Annotated in this window: 11 protein-coding genes; 6 read left to right on the top strand and 5 right to left on the bottom strand. The window is 42.6% G+C overall.

Translation table 11 applies throughout. From position 1 onward, the window contains the following. Positions 1–7 precede the first annotated feature (7 nt). Entirely contained in the window at positions 8–1,432 is a 1,425-nt protein-coding gene (locus NQ505_RS00795; RefSeq protein ID WP_008998999.1) for a sialate O-acetylesterase, read from the top strand. Between the two features lie 501 nt (positions 1,433–1,933). Here the strand turns inward: NQ505_RS00795 and NQ505_RS00790 are convergent. Next, on the bottom strand, positions 1,934–2,563 hold the full coding sequence (locus NQ505_RS00790) for an HU family DNA-binding protein (RefSeq protein WP_008998998.1): 630 nt from the start codon (positions 2,561–2,563) through the stop codon (positions 1,934–1,936). A gap of 347 nt (positions 2,564–2,910) precedes the next feature. Here NQ505_RS00790 and NQ505_RS00785 point away from each other — a divergent pair, with 347 nt between their 5' ends. The 3 genes from NQ505_RS00785 to NQ505_RS00775 all read left to right on the top strand — a co-directional run bounded on the left by NQ505_RS00785 (position 2,911) and on the right by NQ505_RS00775 (position 6,623). Further along, a complete protein-coding gene (locus tag NQ505_RS00785) occupies positions 2,911–5,004 on the top strand; it encodes a BT4734/BF3469 family protein (protein ID WP_008998997.1) in 2,094 nt (697 codons plus the stop codon). Between the two features lie 225 nt (positions 5,005–5,229). Beyond that, a complete protein-coding gene (locus NQ505_RS00780; RefSeq protein ID WP_008998996.1) occupies positions 5,230–5,775 on the top strand; it encodes a methylated-DNA--[protein]-cysteine S-methyltransferase in 546 nt (181 codons plus the stop codon). After that, positions 5,772–6,623 (top strand): methylated-DNA--[protein]-cysteine S-methyltransferase, encoded by an 852-nt coding sequence (locus tag NQ505_RS00775; protein ID WP_008998995.1) that lies wholly within the window; start codon positions 5,772–5,774, stop codon positions 6,621–6,623. The genes NQ505_RS00780 and NQ505_RS00775 overlap by 4 nt, the downstream gene beginning before the upstream one ends. A 115-nt stretch (positions 6,624–6,738) precedes the next feature. Here the strand turns inward: NQ505_RS00775 and NQ505_RS00770 are convergent, their stop codons facing one another. The 4 genes from NQ505_RS00770 to NQ505_RS00755 form a co-directional block, all read right to left on the bottom strand. Then, positions 6,739–7,482, bottom strand: a complete 744-nt coding sequence (locus tag NQ505_RS00770; protein WP_004323534.1) for a hypothetical protein — start codon at positions 7,480–7,482, stop codon at positions 6,739–6,741. A 38-nt stretch (positions 7,483–7,520) separates the two neighbouring features. Further along, positions 7,521–12,419 (bottom strand): tetratricopeptide repeat protein, encoded by a 4,899-nt coding sequence (locus NQ505_RS00765; protein ID WP_008998994.1) that lies wholly within the window; start codon positions 12,417–12,419, stop codon positions 7,521–7,523. Between the two features lie 380 nt (positions 12,420–12,799). Beyond that, positions 12,800–14,638 carry a RagB/SusD family nutrient uptake outer membrane protein gene (locus tag NQ505_RS00760; protein WP_008998993.1) on the bottom strand — a complete coding sequence of 613 codons (1,839 nt, stop codon included), beginning with the start codon at positions 14,636–14,638 and terminating at the stop codon, positions 12,800–12,802. Between the two features lie 15 nt (positions 14,639–14,653). Beyond that, on the bottom strand, positions 14,654–17,740 hold the full coding sequence (locus tag NQ505_RS00755) for a SusC/RagA family TonB-linked outer membrane protein (protein WP_008998992.1): 3,087 nt from the start codon (positions 17,738–17,740) through the stop codon (positions 14,654–14,656). A gap of 333 nt (positions 17,741–18,073) precedes the next feature. Here NQ505_RS00755 and NQ505_RS00750 point away from each other — a divergent pair, with 333 nt between their 5' ends. Beyond that, a complete protein-coding gene (locus NQ505_RS00750) occupies positions 18,074–18,463 on the top strand; it encodes a helix-turn-helix domain-containing protein (protein ID WP_008998991.1) in 390 nt (129 codons plus the stop codon). Positions 18,464–18,508: 45 nt separating this feature from the next. After that, positions 18,509–18,916: a helix-turn-helix domain-containing protein gene (locus tag NQ505_RS00745; protein ID WP_008998990.1), complete on the top strand. Its 408-nt coding sequence runs from the start codon at positions 18,509–18,511 to the stop codon at positions 18,914–18,916. Positions 18,917–19,227: the final 311 nt, after the last annotated feature.

The following is a 19,227-nucleotide window of genomic DNA, read 5'->3' as shown; positions in this document are numbered from 1 at the left end:
GCGGGATATGAGATTTCTTGTTTTTCTTCTGGCAATATTGGGCATGGTAAATATGCATGCTAAGGTCGTCTTACCTTCTCTTTTCACTGATAACATGGTTTTGCAACAACAAACCGATGTGCAACTATGGGGGATGGCATCACCAAAGAAAATGGTTGCTATCTGTCCTTCCTGGGATAAGAAGTTGTATACAGTCCGGGCAGATGATGCGGGAATGTGGCGTGCGAGTTTGAAGACACCCGTTGCGGGAGGACCTTACTCAATAAGTTTAAGTGACGGTGAAGATTTGATGCTTCATGATGTTCTGATTGGTGAGGTGTGGTTATGTGCCGGTCAGTCGAATATGGAAATGCCTTTGATGGGAAAGGCTAATCAGCCTATTGCTGATGCGGTGGATATGATTGTCCGTGCCAAACCTTCACGACCGATACGAATTTGTACGATTGGACAGGAGGGAGCGCGAATGCCGCAAAAGAATTGCCGGGCACAATGGTTGAAAAATACTCCGGAAGTGGTATCTGAAACGAGTGCAACTGCTTATTTTTTTGCTGACTATCTTCAACAGGTACTTGATGTGCCGGTTGGCATTATTGTTTCTTCGTGGGGTGGAACATCCATTCAGGCTTGGATGAGCCGTGAAGTGTTAGCTCCTTTTAAAGCGTTTGATCTGGGCTTTCTTGATGATACAACGTTCATTGAACGGCCGAAGTATCAGCCTTGTATGCTTTACAATGCGATGATTGCTCCTGTCGAGCAATATACCATCAAAGGCTTTCTTTGGTATCAGGGCGAATCTAATCGGAAAGATCCGGATTTATATCGCAGACTGCAGCCGGCTTTTGTCAAGATGTTGCGTGAGGCATGGGGACAAGGTGAATTGTCGTTTTATTATGTTCAGATAGCTCCTTTTGCGTATGAGGGGGCTGAATTGGTAGGGAGTGCTTTATTGCGTGAGGCGCAGTTACTGAATTTAAAAGAGATTCCGAACAGCAATATGGTTGTAACGATGGACATCGGTGATTGTAATTGTATTCATCCGGCTCATAAACGTAAAGTCGGCGAGCGGTTGGCCCTGCTGGCTCTTTCCGGGAGTTATGGATTGAAAGGATTTGTTCCGGACGCCCCTGTTTATCAATCTATGGAAGTGGTCAACGGTAAAGCATATTTGACTTTTGACTGTGGCAGTGAAGGGCTTGCTCCTTTGGGAGCCACTATTTCCGGAATAGAGGTAGCCGGCAGTGATCGTGTTTTTTATCCTGCTACCGCACGGATAGAGAAATATACGGGACGTCTTGAAGTGGATTGTGAGAAAGTTCCTGTCCCTGTAGCTGTCCGTTATTGTTTCCGGAATTATGAGAAAGGGACACTTTATAGTCGCTATGGCATTCCGGTGGCGTCCTTTAGAACTGATACTTGGGAAGTGAAGGAATGACTGTTTATAAATAAGATATTTATCCGCTGAGAGATACTACCAATACCTAGAATCTAATAAATATACTCACATGCCCGACCCTAGGTCGCACGTATGAAACAGATTTATTGAGATTCAGTTTTTTGTTTATAATCAAATTGGTAGTTTTCTTAGCGCAAAAACGTTTTAATATGCCGCATTCCATTTTGGCTTTCAAAAGACAAAGAGAAATGATTTATGGAGGATAACAAAAAAATGACAAAGAATTTCCCACTTTTGTTTGATGAGTATAAAATATGTTTGTTCGGCTTTTCTTTTTCTATGGGATAACCTCTAAAGATATTATCAAATAAATGTTGGTGACGTTTTTACCCTCACACCCTCACCCTTTGTCTTAATCCCTTTATTCATCGGTGTTACAGGTGTGAGGGTAAGGGTGAGAGTAGGTGAGGGTAACTTTTTACTCTCACCCTGATTCGTCCTGATTTGGGTTGACTAATCTTATTCCGTTTTTACACTAATCTATTCATTATTACCGTAATAACCGCTTTCTGGTACGTAAATTGGTTGCATCGCTCCACCCATATTTTTCAATTTACCCTCATCGCGCAGACGCCGGATATGTCGCATGGCTGTGCTTCTTGCCATTCCACAAAGATATTGGAAGTCATATCTCCGCATAAATGGGTGAGTCCGGAAGTACTTTGTCAGTTGCAGGTCAATTTCCTCGTTCGTCAGTTGGGTGAAATCCAGTCCCCCTTTGAGGCTTTTCACTTTAAGCACGCCAAATTCGTTTTTCAATGTTTGGTCGGCACGAAACTGGATAGCTTTCAGTTTCACTTTAGTTGCTTTCCGTTTGGTGCCTATCGTCACAGGTTCCGTGGTGGTCAGGCAAGGATGGAAATAGCCGATGCCGTCCAGATGTACTTGGCGTCCCTCCGCCAATTCCTGTCCCATGATGTGCGAAAGAGCGTCGAGCACGGCAGAGACATCTGTTTCCGTCAGTGAGCAACGTTCCTGAATACGCCGGCGCAGTACGTCGGTCCCTGTGGAACCGTTGTATTTGATGCGCGGATGCAGGGTATTTTCATTTTCTCCCTGCTGTTTGTCTGAAGGCTTCGGGTCTTCATACCAATCGAATAATATTGCCATAGCTTTATATTTGTTTTAAATGAACTGTTCTTATTATGTATTCTCTTAAGTAGTAATACGTTAGCGCTTCATGTTTCTTCTGTTAAGCTCTAATGCTTTGCAAGGGCTCACCCATGTGAACAAAGCTGTTTACGTCTGTGGACGTTTTTGTTTACAAATGATAGCCTGTTTGTTCACATGGGTGAGCCCTTGACAACTACTAAGCAAAGATACATAAATAATGAGGCAAATGCAAATGAAATGCGCGTATTTATCAGATAGAATGCTTGCTTTCCGGAAGATAAAAGCGTATCTTTACAGGAATTAAATAGGTAGATGTATTTGTAGAAAAAATAGACAAAAATAGGATGAAAATTACTTTAATCAGACAAGACAACGGGAGCGGAAAAGAGACTCTTAGCATTTGTGAGGCAGGCACATTATTCGACAAAATGAAAACGGAAACCAAAGCGGGGCATATCACGGCTTTGCGGGAAATTATACCGTTACTGGAAGGTACGTATGCCCAGTACGAACATATAGATAAGTTGCCATACATTTATTCTGCTGTGGAATATACCCGGACCAAAGAGGGTGAACGGAAGATGAAGCAGTATAACGGTTTGGTACAGTTGGAAGTGAGCCGACTGGCCGGTGGGTCGGAAGCGGAATTTGTGAAACGGCAAGCGGCACTTCTGCCACAGACTTTTGCTGCTTTTTGTGGTTCCAGCGGTCGTAGTGTGAAGATCTGGGTTCGTTTTGCCTTGCCGGACGATGGAGGGTTGCCATCTGAAGAGGCGGAGGCGGAACTGTTTCATGTTCATGCTTATCGGCTGGCTGTGAAATGTTATCAGCCTATGTTGCCTTTCGATATCGATTTGAAGGAACCTGTGTTGACACAAAAATGTCGTATGACGTTGGATGAGGCTCCTTATTATAATCCGGATGCAGTGCCGTTTTGTTTGGAACAGCCGCTTACGATGCCGGGAGAAGAGACTTTCCGCCAGCGGAAGCAGGAGGAGAAAAATCCGTTATTGCGATTGCAACCGGGATATGAGTCGGCACAAACGTTCACGAAGATTTATGAAGCGGCATTGAACAGGGCACTTCAGGAAATGGAGAACTGGAAACGTGGGGACGACTTGCAGTCTTTGTTGGTCCGCCTTGCCGAACATTGTTTCAAAGCGGGTATCCCCGAAGAGGAGGCGATACGGCAGACGATGATTCATTATTATCGCGAGGAGGAAGAACAGGTGATTCGTTCGATACTCCATAATCTTTACCAGGAATGTAAGGGATTCGGCAAGAAAAGCAGTATCAGCAAAGAGCAGGAGACGGCTTTTCTGTTGGAAGAGTTTATGAAACGCCGTTATGAATTCCGTTACAATACGGTGCTGGATGATTTGGAATATCGTCAGCGTGACTCCGTTCATTTTTGCTTTAAGCCGGTGGATAAACGGGTGCGCAACAGCATTGCAATCAATGCATTGAAAGAGGGAATTAGTGCGTGGGACCGTGATGTGGATCGTTTTCTGAATTCGGAATGTGTTCCTTTGTACAATCCTGTCGAAGAATATCTTTATGAGGCAGGGCGTTGGGATGGAAAGGATCGTATTCGTGCATTGGCTGGTTTGGTTCCTTGTGATAATCCGCATTGGCAGGAATTGTTTTACCGTTGGTTCCTTAGTATGGTGGCGCATTGGAGGGGAATTGACCGGCAGCATGGTAATAGTACTTCGCCTTTGCTGGTCGGTTCGCAAGGGTATCGCAAGTCTACATTTTGTCGCATTATCCTGCCGCCGGAACTTCGTTTCGGCTATACGGACAGTATTGATTTTAAGAGTAAGCAGGAGGCGGAACGTTATCTGGGACGCTTTTTCCTGATTAATATTGATGAATTCGATCAGATTAATGTCAGTCAGCAGGGATTCCTGAAGCATTTGTTGCAGAAGCCTGTTGCGAATTTGCGTAAGCCTTACGGTAATACGATTCGGGAAATGAGGCGTTATGCTTCTTTTATCGGAACCAGCAATCAGAAAGATTTGCTTACCGATCCCAGTGGTAGCCGCCGTTTCATTTGTATCGAGGTGACGGCTCCTATTCAAACGAACGTTACCATCAATTACAAACAGCTGTATGCTCAAGCAATGGAGGCGATTTATAAAGGGGAACGTTATTGGCTGAATGATGAAGATGAAAATATATTGAAACAGACCAATCGTGAGTTCGAACAGGCTAGTCCGTTGGAACAGTTGTTTCATTGTTATCTTAATCCGGTAGAGGAGGAAATGGAAGGCGAATGGCTGACTGCTATGCAGATTTTGAGCTATTTACAGACGAAAACACGGGATAAGTTGGCTATTAGTAAGGTGGGACAGTTTGGACGCGTACTTCAGAAACTGAATATTCCTTGTCGTAAATCTCGTAAGGGGACGCTTTATCATTTGGTAAAGGTGGAGTAGTTTACCCTCACACTTGTAACTCCGATGAATAAAGGATTTTATAAGAATCGCAATTTTCGGGTTGTTTATCAGAGATATGTGTGGTAATTTTGTGGCATTGGAAACTAAAATGGATTTGAAAGTCAAAATATTATTGATTGCTTTTTCAGTTGTAAGTACAATAAATGTATTTTTGCAGGTGTGGAAAACAAAAGCAGTGCTATCAATCCCCGAAAATAAGTTAAGATGGAAGATAAAAGGAAAGAAATAGTTGGCAATGTCATTCGGATACAGCGTTATCATTCTCCTTGTGGCGATTTGATGCTTGGCTCGGTTGAGGATCAGCTTTGTCTTTGTGACTGGGCGGTTGAAAGTCATAGGGATATTGTAGACAGGAGGTTACGGAAAGTGCTGAAAGCCTGTTATGAAGAAAGTACATCCGAGGTTATACAGAAAGCGATTAAGCAGTTGGACGAATATTTCAATGGTGAACGGACTGTGTTTGAAGTGCCTTTGCTTTTTGTAGGTACGGATTTTCAGAAAAGTGTATGGTATAAGTTGCTGGATATTCCATACGGTTCGACTGTATCGTATGGAGAATTGGCAAAACAGCTGGATATGCCGAAGGCTGTCCGTGCGGTTGCCGCTGCTAATGGTGCGAACGCTATTTCTATTTTTGCTCCGTGTCATCGTGTTATCGGCAGTAACCACACGCTTGTGGGGTATGCCGGTGGCCTTCCTGCTAAAAAACGGTTACTGGATTTGGAAATAAACGGCAAACCTCTGTTATGAATGGGCAAAAAACGCTTGATTATGCACGTATTGCACAGGCAATCGGGTATATAAGGGAGAATTTCAAAAGGCAACCGGGATTGGATGAGATTGCCCGGGAAGTGGCGTTGAGTACGGCACATTTCCAACGTATGTTTACGGAGTGGGCAGGGGTTAGTCCTAAGAAGTTCTTGCAATATATCAGTATTGAATATGCCAAGAAAATCTTGGATGAGACTCATGCGTCTTTGTTTGATACGGCACAGGAAACGGGACTTTCCGGTACGGGCAGATTGTATGATTTGTTTGTAAATATAGAAGGTATGACACCGGGCGAGTATAAAAACGGTGGTGAAAATCTTTCTATCAATTACAGCTTTGCCAAAAGTCCTTTTGGTGAACTATTTATTGCGTCTACCAATAAAGGTATTTGTTGTCTGGAGTTTGCAGACGATCACGATGCGGCATTTCATTCCTTGTTGAAGAAGTTTCCTAATGCAACGTTTACTCCGGCTGTGGATGAGATGCAGCAAAATGCTTTATCCATCTTCACGCAGGATTGGAGGAAGCTCAAAGATATAAAGCTGCATTTGAAAGGTACTGACTTTCAACTAAAGGTCTGGGAAACTTTACTGAAAATCCCTGTCGCCGGATTGACTACTTATGGAGATATAGCCGCAGGTATTAATAACCCGAAGGCTTGCCGGGCTGTAGGAACGGCTGTCGGTGAGAATCCCGTAGCTTTCCTTATTCCATGTCATCGTGTCATTCGTTCTTCCGGTGAGTTGGGTAATTACCACTGGGGAGAGATTCGAAAGACTGCAATTATTGGTTGGGAGGCTGCGAAAAATGGATATTTGAATAAATAATAAGTACTGGCGGTAAGAGAAGCCGGAAACGGGATATCGGGTTCTTCTTTCATTTATAAATCCCGGCTCAAGGATGAAACCGCAAGGCCGGGATTTATTTGTAGTCGAATGACTATCATTCCTCTTCTTCATTTATTCCTTCATAGCACCTGATATCCGCTTCAATCATGAAATTATAAATCAGTCGGGTTTTAAACATCATTCTCTCCTGCGACAATTCTAAATCAGCAAGCGTTGCTTCGATTCTATTGCAGAATTCATTTATTCTTTCTTCTTCCAGCATCGGATACATTTCGTAAACTCGTCGGACGAAAGGTACCATCGAAGCCTGCACCTGATAAAGTAGTATTTGGGGTTCATATTGGAAATCCACTTCGTCCATCTGTTTATGCAAGTGCTCGTTTTCGTAGGCTATTTGTTGGAATTCTTCGAAACAAGGTAAAAGCTGCTCTGAGTGATGAAGCAGTAATTTTATGGTTGCAATGGCTGCAAAACCTTTTTCCAGTTCATTTCCATATTGAAAATGGTTATACAGGGAGCAAAATGATGCTTCCAGACAGAGCCGTTCAAATTCGGTGTCTTTTACCCACGGAAGATAAGTGAGCATAGGCAGGCATTCACCTAGCGTAAGCTGATCTTTACAGTCAAGTATTTTGATAAGATTACCTGGTCGGGTAAGGAATTGATACATAGTGTGCATGGCCAGGTATTTTTCCGCAAGCCGGTCCTCGTCCAATTCACGGGATGCTTCCAATTCGGACAACAGAAAATCGATATTCTCCTCCTTGTTATCTGGTTGTTGCTCTTCGGCACGTGCTATGTCTTCGTCAAGCATATTTAAAATTTCCTGAATATTCATATTACATTATTATTTTTATACCTGTTTATTATTCTTTCTTAGTTTTGGGCTTGTCTTATTGCGACAATGCGGGCATTATAGGGCTCTTGCATACTATCGGGCAATTCCTCCAACAATCCGTGAAGTTGGTCGATCAATTTTTCTGCCTGTTCGATGTTGCCTGTTTGAAACATATAATCAATCAATTCAATGCCGATGGATATCCTGTATAAAAGGTCGTTGCTCTCATCTTTCAGTAGTTTCATAGCAGAATGTACCAACTGTGTGGCATCCATTTCGCTACCGGACAAATAGAGTGCGAGAGCTTTGTGGATAGTCATAGGGGAGATTCCTGTATCGGTTTTGTCGGCTTCGTAACGATTGAAGGCGTCCAGAGCTTCCTTGATATGCCCTGTGTCAAGAAGTATCTTACCGAGAACTTTGTCAAATTCGGGCAATGTAGAAATTGACGGATCTTGCTCTATGGCATTTTCCAGCATCTGAAGAGCCTCTTGCGGGTGGCTTAATGCATTGTAACACTTGGCCAGTGGTACGATGAGATTGGGTTCGTAAGTCAGGTTAGTTTCATAGAGCGGTAGGGCTTTATGATATTGCGTGGTGTCGCAGTAGGCATTTGCTATCGTTATCTCTATTTGGCTTTTTATTTCGTCGGAAGGAGGCTGTGATTCAGCCTTCTGTAACAAGTTGAGCCCTGCCGTGATTACCCTGTGCGGATTATCCAAAACGGCGTCCATTGTTATTCTTTGTAAACTAATCTGATAATATCCGTCTACGGTTATTCCACTGTTTGCGGCTATTTCTTCAAGAAAAGAGATGTACAGTTGATGTGTTGTATTGTACATGCCTAAGCTGATTGTGTAATCCATCAGAACAATTACTGCACTTTCGAGATCGATCCGGTAGTTTTGGTCATCAAACGATTCGTCTTCTTGTTTTAGATGTTCAATCGACGTACCGATTCCATTACTTGCACTTTGGTGTGATTGCTTGTATTCTTCTTTATTGCTGGAGAGGACATAAACAAATTCGAAGCATCGGAGGATGACTTGCCAATATACAGTATCTTGTTTGGTTATGGCCTGCGCTATGTTGTTCAGGCATGCTATCGTTTTCTTGTTGTAGAAGCCATACAAACTTAGCAAGCATCGTATTTCATGCCAGTAGCTCATTTCTGCCTGCTCGAAATTACCTCGATTCCAATTGAATTCGGCCATGTCTTTGAATACCCGTTCGGCCACAGCATCATTATCGTTTTGGATAGCGATGTCGGCTGCCATACGATAGTATTCTTCTGCTTGGTCTTCTTCCTTTTTCATTTCCATTGAATAAGCCAGATAGCGATAAATCAGGCTTCGGGCTACTGACATTTTTTCAACCCCCTTTTGGTTGCAATGATGAAGGGCACGATTGAACATGTCGACAGCTCTTTCAAAATAACCCGTCTGAAAGGCGTCTCTCCCTTGTCGGAAGGTATCGGTCAATGCCGGATCATCTATACCGATGTAGGTTGCAAATTCTTCGATTTCGGCATTTGCATTGGCTGTTTGCTTTTCATTGGGTTTGTCATTGGCTGAATCTTCTGTATTTTCATTTGCCTGTTTCAGTTGGTCAACTGTGTCCTTGTACTGCCTGGCCATCTGATCGTCGGGACCGAACAGGGCGGAGCGTATCTCCCAGGCTTTTTCAATGTGTTCGATTGCCTTGTCTATGTGTCCTAGTCTGAAACATATTGCACCGTAATTATTGTTCGCATAGGCAGCTGCTTCATCCTGACTTTTATCGCATTCTTCCAGCAAAGCAAGTGATTTTTCGAGTGCAACTGCGGCGTCTTCGAAACGATTGAAAGTGTTGTATGCTGCGGCCAGATAGGAGTATGAGGCAGCCTCTTTTTCCAGGTTATCCATATTATGCCAGGTTTCGGCTCCTTTCAGATAATAATGTTCCGAAAGCTTTTCATCATTTAGGACGAGATAGACTTTACCCAGATTGTCATACATGGTAGCAGCCAGTTTAGAGTCTGTTTGTTTTAATGTTTCGAGTAGACTGATGCACTCCAATGCTGTGTTGAGAGACAGATCAGGTTGGTTGGCCCGAAGATATATGGAGGCCTGGCTGTTCAGTAGCTCGGCCAGCGTCATGTCGCGGTCTCCAATCTTTTGGTAAATATCTATCGCATGTCTCATATATTCGGTCGCTTTGGGATAGTTGCCACTATACATCTCTATTTCTGCAAGCGAGTGATATTCTTCTTGGGTATGCGTATTTTCATCTCCTAATATGTGCTGATATATCGTAAGGGCTTTTTCGGCATACTCTCTGGCTTGGTCAAAATCTTGTTCCATGCGGCATTCGAGTGCATAATTATGATATGCGATGGCTACATCAATATCATTCTCACCTTTGAGACTGACATATATGTCCTGACTTTTCAGACGATATTCCTTAGCAAGTTCTTCTTCACCAAGCAACCTGTATATACCGGCGAGATTATCGTATGCTACGGCAATATCATCATGCATGTCCGGCAGGATGGATTTACGCATCTTAAGGACTTTTTCGAGGATCAGCTTCGCTTTTTCCAATGCGTCCTTATCGACCGGATCTTGTGATTCGCCGATACTGTGGTATACATCAGCGATGTTACACAGGTAAGATGTTATTTTCAGGTCGTCTTCTCCGTAAGCATGGACTGCAAGTGATAATCCTTCCCTATATTCCTTTAACGCCTGGATGTATTCTTTTTTGCGAATACAGATCATACCAGCCAGATTGTGGAACGAGCAGCGTTCTTCACTGGTATCGCCGTCGGCCATCTGGTCGCACATACGGATTAGGAATTCTACCAGTTCGTAGGCTGCATCCAAATCATTCAGATAAGAAATACAGATGTTGGTCAGCCGGATAACGTCATTGCGGAACATCTGCCAATAAGCCCATTGTAGCATAACTGCCATTTCAGCCTTTTCAGCCATACTTCCCATAATCTGTTCAATATAGGCTTGTGAAATTTTATATTTTGAAGCATCGGCTTGTTTTAGTGTACGCCAGTAAAGTATGAATTCATGAATGTTGTTGGTGCTAAACTGTCGGCTCATATAACCGAGTGTTGAAATACATTCGTGGAGCTCGTCCCATTTTTCGGCATGATAAAGTTGATAGGGGAGTTCCTCCATCTTGCGGAAGTTATTGTTTTCTTCGCGATTGAAATAGTCTATTATGTTCTGTCTTAATTGTACTTTTCTTTCGCTGTTAAGGTATTTCTGTTCAATAGCCTGTCGTATCATGTCGTGTGCAAAAACCACTCGTCCGTCCCTAATCATTAGGTGGGCCGTGTTTGCACAATAGAATTGAGACCAGTAGAGCGACGGGATGTTGTTAATTGCAATCAGTTCTGTTTCAGATAATCCATCTTTGGATAATGCTATCAGTGACAGCAAGTCTGATGTTAGCGAGGGGTAAAGTGGTGTGTTGTATGTTTGCTCTTTGCGCTGTAATAGTCTGTCAAAAAACGAGTTGATGTCTGGCAGGTTAGTCATTTGGCTGATGAAGCTGGTCAGGCTGTCGAAATTTCCGAAACATCTGATTTCCTCAAGTAATGACATCAGTACCATGGTGTTGTCTGTTATGTCACTGCCTTTGAGTATCATGGTCAGTTGTTGTTCGGACAGCCGCTTGCGATAACGATCGAAAAAGTCTACAATCAGTTCCTTGCGTTGGTCGAGCAGTAAGGGGTAGACTGTTATTACAGGGTATTTCCGTTTTTTGAATACCTGCATGGTTTTATCTTCCTCGATAGTTGAAAAGATTATTTTTACATTGTCCGGGAAGTCAGGCAACCAGTTTAATAGTTTTGTTCTATGATTCCGGTCCGAAAGTTGATTGGCGCCGTCCAAAACGATTAGTAAAGGTTTTTGTCCGGCAATTAGTTGGGCCCTCAAGGCTAGTTTCTGGTAATCTATATTATCTGTATCGGTAGCATTGTGTTCGATTTGTCGGTCGTTTTCCTCCATCTGCTCAAGCCCGTATAGAGAGTCTATCTGGGTGGTTATATGCTTCGCAATATCCGTCGTGTCCAAACTCTGCGATGAGTTGGCGCTAAAGTGTGCTACCACATTCCACCGATCATCTTCGATGATATTTTTAAGCCAATAAGCCAAAAGGGCACTCTTACCCATACCGCTTTCTCCGGTAATCACCAAATGCTGGTTGGTTGTATCGTTTAAAAACTTGTCTAGGTAGGAGATATAAGCTTTATTGGGTATATAATTATCCGATTTGTCATCCAGAAAGGCTTGTAGTTTCTGTCTTTCGTGTACGGCGGGATTCTCGACTTTATCTTTGGGGAAAAGGTGGTCGAGCAATGCCCTGAATTCCGATTCCACCTGTTCGCCCAATTGTTCGGGGGAACAGTAATCATAGGTGTTATATCTTTTGTTATTTCTTACTGTTTCTTTTAACTGCGCCTGCCTTGGATCGGTTTCCATCGTCTTTTCATCTGCTTCCCGTATATAGAACGAAGCATAGACCGGTTCGAGCGACCGGAGTACGCCATATTGAATTTCAATTTCCGTAATACTCATTCCACGATCGAGGTCAGCAGCAAGCCATTCATATCTGTCAGGCATGGCCTGGTGTTCAATGAGTGTTTCTTTCGATGGACACCAACCGTATCTTTCTCCTAATAATCCGATGAAAAACGGGTGTGAATTCCGTATCTCGTCCAAACATATTTCCACCACTTTGCTTGACTTTGCTTCTTCTTCGGTGATTCCCCATCGCAGATCGACTTCAGTCAGTGTGACATTGCGTTCGTAGGCAATCTGCCGCAGTCTTGGAAAAACTTTGTTAACCAGCATATCTCTTTCGCTCTGCATATCTTGAAAGGTGGATGAAATAAATATCCTGATGTTCCTTGATTTTTGAAAATTATTTTTCATGGTGGTATATGTATTAATCTGATTTCTACAAATTGTCGGATGGAATCTGGAACTTATAAAAAATCTCATTTATTGTATAGGCTGATACATCATACTTTTTTGTATTATCATCTAATTCCGAGATTTTAAATCTTGTTGCCCTTTAATACAAACATAGGGAAAAACTTTGATTTATTATAGCAATCTTGTAAAAAAGTTAGATTTTGCACTTCGATTTTTAAAAACACGTCAAAGAACACAGATAAATAGAGCTTGGGAGTTATCGCCTGCCTATGACCTTTTGCCAAGTAGCGGATATTCATTCTCAATGCGAATCTGTAGTCGAAATGTACAGGTGCCCGGATTGACTCCATAGCACCTGTACATATTGAAATATCTATTTAGTATCCCGGATTCTGATATTCACTGCCATTAGTGATTGTTGCGGTAAATGTGGTTGAAATGGGACGTAACGCATAATTCGGATGGAAGAACCGGGCCAGGTCCGGATGAGTATTCTCCAGATACTCCGAGTTCTTAAACATTCCTGTCCGTTTTAAGTCGTAGAAGCGGCAATATTCCCCGCAAAGTTCACGGCCTCTTTCGTCTAAGATATCCCGGACCGTAATACTTCCTGTAAGCGGATTTGCTCCGGCACGTTCACGAACCTTGTTGATATAACCGGCTGCATTCGCACCACCATTCAGGTAAATATCAGCTTCTGCCGCAATCAAATAAACTTCTGCCATGCGCATGATAAACGTTGCATTCAGATTACCGTTTCTCTGTTTGGAAGCATTGGCTACATAATAATTACTGCTGTTATGCTTATTCAGTGACGGATAATAGTAGCGGAACTGGTTCTCGTTTGTGCCGTCATCCTTGTAATTGCCTGTGACGTTTGTATAAGCATAATTCATGTTCACATTATTATTGTCATTACTGTATACATGGTGATAATCAATCAGCAAGTAATCAGAAATATGTTCTTTTTGCTTTTCTGTAGCATAATCCATGTCTTGCGGCATGATGAATTTAATGGCTAAGTCACCTTTATTCAGAGCTTTACCAATGACGGTTTCTTCTTTGTCATACATATGTACGGCACTCTCATCCCACGTGTAATTCTTGTTCGCGTTCCACTCTGTAGTGAACGATTCATGAAATCTGGGGTCCAATGTTCCGTCTTTCTGTACATACAAACTCAATAAATGCTGCGTGGGCATAAAGATACCGGTAATTGAGCCTTCCCAGGTAAGGCGTGTTTCCTGATTGTCTTCACGTGCACCGAATTTATTGATATTACATAAGAAATACTCATCGTTGCGATTTAGCTTGTAATTTCCGTTGCTTGATCCGTGACCGTCTGCTCCTGCATACCAGCGATGTTTCCAGAGAGCTTCTTTGTTTTCCCAGTTATTGCTTTCTTTAAACACTTCGCTATACGATGGATACATATACGTATTGTATTTTCCACCGCCAGTTTCGCAATCGGTAATCAATTTCTTGGCTGTATCCAGAGCTTCCTGCAAATATTCGGTGCTTCCATATTCGTACGTCTGCAAGCAGGCTTTAGCCAGAAAACCGAGAGCGGCTTTCTTCGTCGGGGTGGTAGTCGTTGCATGCGTGCCTGTTGGTAACCATTCGGATGCAAATCTTAAATCGGGCAGAATAACCTCCTGATAGATAGTCATCGGATCGGTGCGGGTGGGGGAGTAGGTCAGTGTTTCCGTCACTACGGGTTCTGTGAGCATCGTCACTGCTCCGAATTGTTCCACCGCATTGAAATAATACACAGCTCTAAGAAAACGGGCTTCCGCAATCTTGGCATTCCGTTCCTCTTCCGTGGTGTAAGGAGGTTTGTCTCCTAATGCGATAGCTTCGTTACAGGCTCCCACACCGTCGTACGTCCCGTTCCACCAATTATTGGTGTAAGTCGTATTGGGCGATGTTCCTGCGAAAAACCAGAACCACTGTGTGTAACTGGTTGATTCGTTGGCTTTATATGTCCAAAGATCGGTGTCACCTTCAGTCAATGACATCCAGTCGGCAGCACCGTAATAAAATCTTTCCATGGCAAAATAACACTGGTTAATCAGGGTTTCATATCCATCGATGGAAGTAGCCAAAGCCTCTTTGGTAAATGCACCCGGGTTGTACTCGTCCAAAGTGCAGGAGTGTAGAGACAGGGCCGAGAGCAGCACGCTGCAAAATATGAATTTTATATATATACTTTTCATGATTATAATCTTTAGTTAGAATGTCAAATTAACGCCAAAAACAAATTGCCGGTAGGTAGGGAATGCATCCGAACCGTTGGTTTCGGGATCAGTATCTTTCAACTGCTTGTCTTTTACGAAGATGAACGGATTGTAGGCTGTGGCATAGATGCGGCATTTCTCCATCAAAACCTTGCGTGAAATATTTACAGGCAGCGTATATCCCAGTGTGATATTCTTAATCTTGATAAAGGAACCGTCGCGTACTCTTAATGAAGGATATACGGTTTTTTGTTCATCTGCCGTTCCGGGACGGGGGAAATAGGCGCCCTGATTGTCCTCTGTCCAGTAGTCTACGCCTGCCAGCTGATTCTTGGTTACGCTCTGTTCGGCGGTATAATAGCCGAGCAGGTCACTGTTGATTGTTTGTCCGTAACGCGCCATGGCAAAGATGGATAAATCAAAATTCTTGTAGGTGAAGGAATTACTGAATCCGATGATCCAATCCGGATTGGAATGTCCTAGAATTTGCCGGTCTTCCGTACTGTATTTATGTACGCCTCCATCACCTTTCTGGTCTAAGGTTTCTATCTTGATGAAGCCGGGTTTTACACCGTAGGCATCCAATGTCTCCTGCGGGGTATCGGTTCCCCAGATTCCGTCATATTTGTATCCGTAAATAGCTTTAATCGGTTCACCGACAAACAGGTTTTCGGCAATCAGGTCACCGTCAGGCAGGTCGTCTATTTGTTCCTTGTTCCAGGTGACGGATAAAGTGGTGTTCCAGGTGAAATCTTTGTGCCGTATGTTGTGCGAAGTGATCGTTGCTTCCACACCTTGATTACTGGTCTGGGCGATGTTCTGCCAGATGGCTAGAGGCGATCCCCATCCGGTCAGACCGCTGGTGATGGGTAATGTACGTTTGAATAATAATCCTTTGGTTGTCGTTTTGAACCATTCTACCGAGCCGTCGATGCGACCGTTCAGGATACCGAAATCTAATCCTATATTCCAGTTGTATGATTTTTCCCATCCGAGATCGGAACTACCGTAAGTACCAGAGTACTGTGTGAAAGGGACGATCTTCCCGTTAATGGAAATTCCCGAAGCTGTATATACATAGGCTTGTGTTGTGGTGCTGTATGCGGTGGTTCCTCCCGAGTTACCCGTGATACCGTAGCTCACTCTCAACTTCAGGTTATCCAGCCAACTGCGCGTCTTTTCCATAAATGTCTCGTCCGATATTCTCCACGCCAGTGCGCCTGCGGGGAAAGCATCCCATTTATGTCCGGTAGAAAATTGTGAAACACCGTCCCAACGGGTAGAGAAATTAAACAGGTATTTGCCTTTGTATGAATAGTTCAGACGGAAGGCAAAAGACATTTTCTGTGTCTGTGCGAAGTCGGATTCCACATGTTGGGAAGTACCTGATGTCAGTCGCCAGAAAGACCATTGATCTACCATCTGACCGCTGGCGGCAGCCATGCTACTTTCCGACTGGTTCTTATTCCAGGAAGTAATCAGTGAACCTCCCAGATTATGGTCTTTTGCGATGGTTGTGTTGTATGCGAGAATATTCTCCCAAGTGTAATTCCAGGCATTGTTGTTGGTGATGGAAGCATGCGGTGAACCTGCATAAGACGGACGGTTGGCATTGCACTTCTCTCCCCAGTATTGCCCGTGGCGTGAGTGATTCAAAGTACCATTGACACGACTGGTAAAAGTCAGGTCTTTGACGGGAGTTAGTTCGACATAGCCACTCATGTTCAGATAGGTGGAACGTGTGTTGTCTACATACTGATTCTCTATGAAATCACTCATCGGGGAATATTGTCCCGTGATGTATTCGTGATTGATCTCTCCTTCTTCGGTATAAGCATCACCCAGCGGGATGGAGGAGAGAGATTTGGTGAATGTGTTTTTCACACCGGAGTTCAAGTCCCGGTAGACTAAATTGGAAGTAAAGCCCACCTTTGCCCATGAAAAGATCTGCTGATCCAGATTGAGGCGTAATGAATATCTGTTCAGATTCTCGTTATTAAGTAAACCTTCCTCCCGGTTGTAAGAAGTTGAAGCAAATAATTTTGTTTTTTCAGTGCCGCTACTGACCGAAAGACTGTATTTCTGTGTGGTAGCCGTGTTGCCCGACACTTCATCCACCCAGTCTATCCATTTGCCGTTGTTGTATGCATCTATAAAATCCTGTTTTCCCAGTAGGGCGGACATATCGGTGGGATAGTCACCGTTTTTATATTTATAAGCTTCCCGTTGGTAGGTGACCCATTCATCCCGCGTCATCCCATGTCTGTAGTTGGGTGAACCGCTGAATCCGTAATAAGCATCGAAGTTTACGGTCGCTTTTCCCTCTTTTCCTCTTTTTGTGGTGATGATGACAACGCCGTTTGCTCCTGCAGAACCATAAATGGCGGTGGAAGAAGCATCTTTCAATACATCTACACTCTCGATGTCCGACGGGCTGACCTGGCTATAGCTGCCGGGGATTCCATCGATAATAAACAACGGTTCGTTGCTGCCATAAATAGATCGTGAACCACGTAACAGAATAGTGACATCACCTCCTACCTGTCCCGAAGTTTTGGTGATATCCATTCCGGGTATCTTGCCTTGAAGGGCTTCCATTACATTATTGGTAGGGGCGGCCAGTACTTCCGCACTTTTGACGGAGGTTACTGCCCCCGTCAAATCCCGTTTTTTGACCGATCCGTATCCTACCACCACTACTTCATCAATCAGTCTGGCATCTTCTGTCAGTATGATTTCCAGCTTGTTCTTGTTGCGTGTATTGACTTCCTGCTCCGTGTATCCCATATAAGATACCTTTAATACTGCATTGGGCGCTACGCGCAGTGTGAACAGTCCGTCTACATTCGTAATCGTCCCGTTACTGGTACCTTTTTCAACGATATTCGCTCCGATAATCGTCTCTCCTTGAGAGTTTTTCACTATACCCGATATCGTTCTGTTCTGTTGGCAATAAGCCCGTGTTGATCCAAGTATCGATAATGAACCTATTAATAGGAATAATAGGTAAAAATTCATTCTATAAACAGTCTTTAGGGGATTATTCTCCCCTATGTTTGTTTTATCAGAAAATGATTTCATGCTTTTTGTTTAATTGTATGTTTACTAATTTGTTTTTGGATAGCTAAATTTCAGGATGATTTAAAGCTATGTTTCGATTGTAATGACTTTACTTACCCCATAGGCTATTAGATTTTATTGGTTAAATGATGATTGTTCAGAATGTCAATGCCAATTGAACATTATTCTGTTACTGTTTTGAATGTGGCGCCACGATTCATGTCAGTAAAAAAACTGACAGGGCAAAATTATGCATATAGAACTGGGGATTGAAAAAAATAAAGTTGACTTTGATTTGATTTGGGTTGATTTTTACTATCTTTGTCTCAATGTACTACTTAAAAAAATAATGATATGGATATCGAAGTAAAAGATAAAGCGAACCGGAGACATGTAGGGCATAATCTACAAAAGATCCGTGTTTACTTTGGTATGAAGCAGGAAGCTCTAGCAGCTGATCTTGGTGTAAACCAGCAGGTCATCTCAAAGATTGAGAAACAGGAAGAAATAGAAGAAGGCCTTTTAAATCAAATTGCTTCTGTATTGGGAATATCTGCAGAAGTGATTAAAGACTTTGATGTGGAGAAGGCTATCTATAATATTAATAATATCAGAGACAACACCTTTGAACAAGGTTCCACATCAATCGCACAACAATTCAATCCATTGGATAAAATAGTGGAATTGTATGAACGTTTACTCCAAAGTGAAAGGGAGAAAGTGGAGTTACTGAAAAATAAGTGATTATAAATTAGTAGATTGAGGTAAGTTAGAAATAAATTTATTATTATGGAAACTGAATTTTATACAAACAATTCGCATTTGGGACGGAAAATAGAACGAATACGTCGTCTTCGTGGCATGACGCAGACTGATTTGGGTGAATTATTGGGAGTGACTAAACAGGCTATTTCCAAAATGGAGCAATCGGAAAAAATAGATGACGATAAATTAAAACAAGTAGCTGACGCGTTAGGTGTCACGGAAGATGGCTTAAAGAAATTCACGGAAGAAACAGTCCTATATAGCACAAACAATTTTTATGAGAACTGTCATGTGAGTGCATCTAATATAGGCCCTATAACTCATGTGGAAAATCTCAATCACTTTTCAATGGAGCAAGCTGTGAAATTGTTTGAGGAATTGTTGAAAATAGAAAGAGAAAAATATAGTAAGGGAAAAGAGGATAGTAAGTGAAAAGGTAATTTTTTTTAGAAAGAATGTAGAAAAAAGATATTTGGTTATTCATTCGGATATAACTAAGATTTCATTGAAACTTTATAAATAGTGTTTTTTACTATAAATATTGAGGTATCCAAACTCTTTTTAGTTCAAGGAGTTTGGATGCACTATTTTTAAGTTTACTGCACTACAGCATTTTTCACAGCATAAAAGCAGCTATTTCGTGTGGTAAGATGGTACTTTTATCTTCATACCTGAAACTTTGATGAATAGGGAGATTAACGCAAGGGTGAGAGTATGAGGGTAAAACTGATAAAAACTTTTAT

It is taken from the genome of Bacteroides sp. D2 (assembly GCF_025147085.1).
Lineage (GTDB): Bacteria > Bacteroidota > Bacteroidia > Bacteroidales > Bacteroidaceae > Bacteroides.
The sequence above is the reverse complement of the archived record's forward strand: the minus strand, read 5'-3'. Positions and strand labels throughout refer to the sequence as shown.

Coding starts and splice junctions, on each gene's coding strand:
- NQ505_RS00795 (WP_008998999.1), top strand. CDS start 8: ATGAGATTTCTTGTTTTTCTTCTGGCAATATTGGGCATGGTAAATATG.
- NQ505_RS00790 (WP_008998998.1), bottom strand. CDS start 2,563: ATGGCAATATTATTCGATTGGTATGAAGACCCGAAGCCTTCAGACAAA.
- NQ505_RS00785 (WP_008998997.1), top strand. CDS start 2,911: ATGAAAATTACTTTAATCAGACAAGACAACGGGAGCGGAAAAGAGACT.
- NQ505_RS00780 (WP_008998996.1), top strand. CDS start 5,230: ATGGAAGATAAAAGGAAAGAAATAGTTGGCAATGTCATTCGGATACAG.
- NQ505_RS00775 (WP_008998995.1), top strand. CDS start 5,772: ATGAATGGGCAAAAAACGCTTGATTATGCACGTATTGCACAGGCAATC.
- NQ505_RS00770 (WP_004323534.1), bottom strand. CDS start 7,482: ATGAATATTCAGGAAATTTTAAATATGCTTGACGAAGACATAGCACGT.
- NQ505_RS00765 (WP_008998994.1), bottom strand. CDS start 12,419: ATGAAAAATAATTTTCAAAAATCAAGGAACATCAGGATATTTATTTCA.
- NQ505_RS00760 (WP_008998993.1), bottom strand. CDS start 14,638: ATGAAAAGTATATATATAAAATTCATATTTTGCAGCGTGCTGCTCTCG.
- NQ505_RS00755 (WP_008998992.1), bottom strand. CDS start 17,740: ATGAAATCATTTTCTGATAAAACAAACATAGGGGAGAATAATCCCCTA.
- NQ505_RS00750 (WP_008998991.1), top strand. CDS start 18,074: ATGGATATCGAAGTAAAAGATAAAGCGAACCGGAGACATGTAGGGCAT.
- NQ505_RS00745 (WP_008998990.1), top strand. CDS start 18,509: ATGGAAACTGAATTTTATACAAACAATTCGCATTTGGGACGGAAAATA.